This is a genomic window from Bacteroidota bacterium, assembly GCA_034723125.1.
In the GTDB taxonomy this organism is placed as follows: Bacteria; Bacteroidota; Bacteroidia; order CAILMK01; family JAAYUY01; genus JAYEOP01.
In genome coordinates this window covers 1-3,485 of the sequence record JAYEOP010000204.1, presented here as the reverse complement: position 1 = coordinate 3,485, position 3,485 = coordinate 1, and the positions used below count along the sequence as shown (strand labels likewise).

Below are 3,485 nucleotides of genomic sequence, written 5' to 3'. Positions count from 1 at the left end.
ACTTTGTTAGCCGTAGTTTTAACGAAGGAATATCAGCCGCCTACTGGATTAGCACACGTAGTTAATTTGCGAAATACTTATTGATGATTCCGTCATTTGTGATAATTTCTAAAGATTTTGTTTGAACTTGAGAAATTATCATTCTGTCAAATGGATCTTGGTGATGAAAAGGAAGTGTAAGTAAAGTTTCTAAATCTTCAAAGTCAAATTCAAGGATGATAAAACCATTTTCTTTGAGAAAGATTTTTAAGTCTATTAAACTACCTTTTAGTTTAAGTTTTCCGATGCTTACTTTTATTGCAATTTCCCAAAGACTAGCATTGCTGATGTAAATTGTATTACTCTTTTCTTCAATTATTGTTTTCGTGTCTTTCTTAATTCTTTTATCACCTACAATGTACCAGAGGAGAATATGCGTGTCAATTAAATAATTCATTATTGATATTCATTAAAATCAGCAACTGGTTCATTAAAGTCATCAGAAATAAATTCAAAAAGATGTTTTCCTGAACCAAAAATTTTAGCCTTTGTCTTGGAAGTCGCACTTAATTCTTTTTTCAATGATAATATTTTGCTAATTGAATATTCGTCACTTAAAGTAGCAATCCAATCAATAAGTTCAATTTTTACAGTATCAGCATTCATGATTCATTCATTTTATAATTAACTATTTACAAAGATACAATTAATTTTTGTTTAGTAGTATTTCTTTTTTCTTGCCTGTGTGCTAACAACAGTCTGACTAATAACCCTAACCACCGATTAAATTTTTGTCAAATATAAGGACATTTCTGCTTTGCTCAAAAATAATTTGCTTTTTTTAGGTTTATTTTTGCTAGAATTTCTTGACAAAAGCTTTGGGATTATCCAAGAAGGGGAGTAGCTCTTTCTTTAAATCAAAAATTTCAGATGTTCCTTTATGGCTTAAATCCATCCAATAAGTTTGATCTTTACCCACACCTACCTTTGCTACTGAAATCAATTCTTCTTTGGGCAGGTTGATATTTAAGTTTAGGTGCTGACTTACTTTTTTCTTGATGTAATGATCCAAATATTTAATTTCTACACAATCGTTCGTTTCGCAGTATTCACGTACAAATTTCAAGTTGTTTTTCGGTGTAGTCGTGTAGATTATAAACTTATCTCCATTATCTCTTGTTTTTTCTATCTCGTATTTGGCTTTCAGTTCTTCTACTTCATTTGCCACTTTATAAATGGTAGTTTCATTTTCTAACTTCTCCAATAAAAAAGAAGCCTCCGTAGATTCATCCACAAATACAGCAATGGAATGAGTGCCTAAAATTTTATCTATATCTTTTTTAAACCAGTTGTCTATCATTTTATTTGCATTAATCGTTATTTGGAATGGGGAACTTATTATCCATTACCCATTCCAATTTATTTATTTTCTCAACCAATGATTGAATACCAGCAATCATTTCCTCAAAGGATGGGGAATCACCATATATCATTTGTTCTTGCATGGTTTGATAATCCTTCTTCCATGACTTTTTGAATTCTTCAAGAGGTATTGGGTTAATCGTTTGTGGTTGATGTAGATTATAATCGACTCCTCCCACTTTGGTATAGCGATGTCTATGCTTAACAATAGTTTCATATAGTTTTTGATCATTTATAGCACTATCAGCAATCTTAGTTTGTGATATTTGGTAGACATCATATAAATGTCGGCTTAAACGATCCACTCTAATTTTTTCTGGAGGGCGATGAAACTCTTCGTGTAAAAGGAATATTTTTTTCAAAAATGTTCTTTCAGGAATAACAGTTGGTATACTTACCTTTTTTTGTGCAAATTCTTTTGATGAAAAATGCTCATCAACTAAAGACTTTATTTTCTGAACGCTAAAAGGCTCTATTAAGGACCTGCTTCCTATTTCCAATTGAACCCGTGGCGCTAAATACCCTGGTGCCTCTATTACATGGGGATAGTAGATTTCAATAATACGAGGATCTTGATCACTAGATACTGCCTCCACTAATTTAAATTCAATATCATCTAATTCTTTTTGCTTGAATACTTCTTGCAATTCAGGGAATAATGATTCAGTGATGTATTCGCTACTGTCTTTCCTTAATTTGGTTCTCTGACTCTTTGAGAGCTCCCCCTCATAGCCAAAAAAAGAACGATCTACTGCCAAATCAATATCTTCGGAAAACCTGCTAATTAAACCCCAGACTTTACTTAGTGAAGTTCCTCCTTTAAAAACTAATGCTTTACCAATTTCAAGTTCAAAAATAATGGATAAGGCTTGTACTACCCACCAATCTTTTTCAACGGCAAACGGTGACATACCAGTTGATTCTGCTATTTGATTATAAGCATTTACTTTTGTCTCCTTAGCTACCTTATACCATTTATGCATTAGATAATCATTTTAAACTGTTTATTGCCATAGCCTGACGCATAATAACTCGAATCCACTCTGGGGCTAATCGAATATCATGTTCCAACCTATACGGATCTTCCTTTTTTAGTTGTTCTAAAATAATCTCCACCTCCTCCTCCTTTACCTTATCTTTCCCTATTTCTTTGAGAGCATGAATTACCAAGCTGCTAATTTTCCCTATAGCAGAAAGGTTCTTTGGCACTGTTTTTTTGAATATAATTTTTCGTTTGCCAAGCGTAATCTTTCTTGCTGCACCATCGGTTAGATAAATAATATTCATGGGTAACTGAGTAGATAAGCCCAAGGCATTTAAAGCCAGAGTTCCGGTGGGGATTATTCGTGCCTTATCACGTTTTGCTATAGCCTTGGCCACAGCTTCGGTACTAGGCTTAACCGGACCAAGTAAAGGGTCTTTTTCTAAACGGGAATATATTCCTCTGGCTACCCGAGATATATTTCCTTTTTTAACCAATCGCTCTAATGCTTTACTTATGGCTTTTGAATTACCAAAACGCAAGAAATCATCAACAAAAAATAGCGAGCCCCCCTTCGCTTTTTTAATTTTTTCAATTATATGTAATTCAATACTTTTCATTATTTATGTAATTGTAATTTGTCGCAAATATAGCATATATTTACGACATATACTCAGTATTTTTCTTTACCAATCTGCATTAAAATATTTCTTTAATTGCCCTTTATTTAGCACCTCGTAGGCGATCATCTTTTTCTTTTGTAGCGGTGCTTGTTTTTACCCACGCCATCATCTAATACAGGGTTGTAGCCTTCTGCCAATAATTCATCTATTTTTTGCTTGAAGCTTTCAATTTCTTTAAGTTGCTTGTATATTTTATCTAATGAACCGCCAAGTACAGCCTGTGCCGAATACTTTAGGTAAGACCCGCTTGGTTTATGTTCCGACCAAAAGGGGCGGGATAAATTGTGAGAGCTGCACTTTGTTAGCCGTAGTTTTAACGAAGGAATACTGGCGGAGATTACTCCGTCAGCCGCCTACTCGATTGGCGTTTCGTTGTTTATTCTTCAATTCTATTAATTTCATCGTTATTTCGTTTTCCT

General features: G+C 33.6%; 4 protein-coding genes and 2 pseudogenes. All 6 read right to left on the bottom strand.

The features are described from left to right. Positions 1-61: 61 nt before the first annotated feature. Positions 62-436: a type II toxin-antitoxin system VapC family toxin gene (locus U9R42_05930; protein MEA3495558.1), complete on the bottom strand. Its 375-nt coding sequence runs from the start codon at positions 434-436 to the stop codon at positions 62-64. After that, positions 436-645: a type II toxin-antitoxin system prevent-host-death family antitoxin gene (locus U9R42_05925; protein ID MEA3495557.1), complete on the bottom strand. Its 210-nt coding sequence runs from the start codon at positions 643-645 to the stop codon at positions 436-438. The genes U9R42_05930 and U9R42_05925 overlap by 1 nt, the downstream gene beginning before the upstream one ends. A 211-nt stretch (positions 646-856) precedes the next feature. Continuing rightward, positions 857-1,339 (bottom strand): annotated as a pseudogene (locus U9R42_05920) (hypothetical protein). Between the two features lie 10 nt (positions 1,340-1,349). Then, complete coding sequence (locus U9R42_05915) at positions 1,350-2,384, bottom strand: nucleotidyl transferase AbiEii/AbiGii toxin family protein (GenBank protein MEA3495556.1); 1,035 nt, start codon at positions 2,382-2,384, stop codon at positions 1,350-1,352. A gap of 7 nt (positions 2,385-2,391) precedes the next feature. After that, positions 2,392-3,003 carry a DUF6088 family protein gene (locus tag U9R42_05910; protein MEA3495555.1) on the bottom strand — a complete coding sequence of 204 codons (612 nt, stop codon included), beginning with the start codon at positions 3,001-3,003 and terminating at the stop codon, positions 2,392-2,394. 66 nt (positions 3,004-3,069) lie between these two features. Continuing rightward, a pseudogene (locus tag U9R42_05905) lies at positions 3,070-3,263 on the bottom strand (hypothetical protein). Positions 3,264-3,485: the final 222 nt, after the last annotated feature.

Coding starts and splice junctions, on each gene's coding strand:
- U9R42_05930 (MEA3495558.1), bottom strand. CDS start 436: ATGAATTATTTAATTGACACGCATATTCTCCTCTGGTACATTGTAGGT.
- U9R42_05925 (MEA3495557.1), bottom strand. CDS start 645: ATGAATGCTGATACTGTAAAAATTGAACTTATTGATTGGATTGCTACT.
- U9R42_05915 (MEA3495556.1), bottom strand. CDS start 2,384: ATGCATAAATGGTATAAGGTAGCTAAGGAGACAAAAGTAAATGCTTAT.
- U9R42_05910 (MEA3495555.1), bottom strand. CDS start 3,003: ATGAAAAGTATTGAATTACATATAATTGAAAAAATTAAAAAAGCGAAG.